This window comes from Bacillus sp. LR--39 (genome assembly GCF_053613335.1).
In genome coordinates, this window is sequence record NZ_JBSIOT010000301.1 from 1 (window position 1) to 1,112 (window position 1,112).

Annotated in this window: 2 protein-coding genes; both read right to left on the minus strand. The window is 45.9% G+C overall.

Translation table 11 applies throughout. The features are described from left to right. A partial coding sequence (locus tag ACWHAR_RS22700) for an MFS transporter (protein WP_452087903.1) occupies window positions 1-766 on the minus strand: 766 nt, incomplete at its 3' end. A 72-nt stretch (window positions 767-838) separates the two neighbouring features. Next, the gene (locus ACWHAR_RS22705; RefSeq protein WP_003242786.1) at window positions 839-979 is read right to left on the minus strand and encodes a YycC family protein; all 141 of its coding nucleotides are present in this window, start codon (window positions 977-979) and stop codon (window positions 839-841) included. Between the last annotated feature and the right edge of the window lie 133 nt (window positions 980-1,112).

The window sequence follows — 1,112 nt, forward strand, 5'->3', positions numbered from 1 at the left end:
CAAATTGCATGAGTGATACCATCCATCCAGCTGTTGCCGTATCAATCCCGTGTGAACGGAGAATTTCAGGAAACCAAGCGATGCTGCTGTAAAATAAAAACGATTGCAGGCCCATAAAGATGGTGACATACCATGCCATTTTGGAAGCCCAAATGGAACTGGATTGCAGCTTCATTGTCTGGTTTGCCGTATCCCGGTGGCGCAGCTGAGGTATCCAGATTAGCAATGCAAGTAAAGCCAGCCCGCCCCATAAGAGAAAGGCCTGTTTCCATCCGCCATCCATCTGGGTCGCTAAAGGAACGCTGACACCCGATGCTAAAGCTGCGAATATATTCATTGATGTCGTATACAGGCTGATCATGATCCCTGGCTTTTCAGGGTATTTATGTTTGATTAAGCTTGGCAAAAGTACGTTACCAATCGCAATCCCGACGCCGATAAGTGCCGTTCCGAAAAACAAAGCGGCAGTATAGCCGGTAGAACGAGTCAAAACGCCGATAAGCAGTATCACGAGACCTAGCCATAAAGTTCGCTCATTTCCGAGGCGCTGTCCAAGCTTAGGTGCAAGCGGAGAAAGAACTGCAAACGAAAGCAGTGGCAGTGCGGTCAAAAAACCGGCTGCCCCATTGGACATGTGCAGCTCTGCCCGGATAGAGCTAATGACCGGACCGACTGAAGTGATCGCAGGCCGTAAGTTAAAGGCGATAAAGATAATGCCGGTGATCAGCCAAAATGATTGGATTTTTTTATTATGTGGATGTGGCAAAGCAGTTACTCCTCTTTTCTAACATATACATGATATTATCCCGAAACAGGTAAGCAAGTATGTGAATGAAGGCTATGATTTGTCCTCTTTTTGCAGTTCAGCCATTTTGGCAAGCAGAATATGCTGAGGCATATGCATGATCTGTTCAAGCGGCAGATTCAAGGACTCTGCAAGCTTTTGTGCAGTTTCAGCAGAAATTTGCAAAGGTCTCACAAAAGATCCCTCCTCTCTTCTGTCCATTGTACAAGAATCAGATGTGAAATGTAAGAAGATGTCACAAAGGAATAGAGCAATCGGAAAATGACCGTTATAAAAGAGGTAAGGAGGGTTCTTATGCACGCACCGT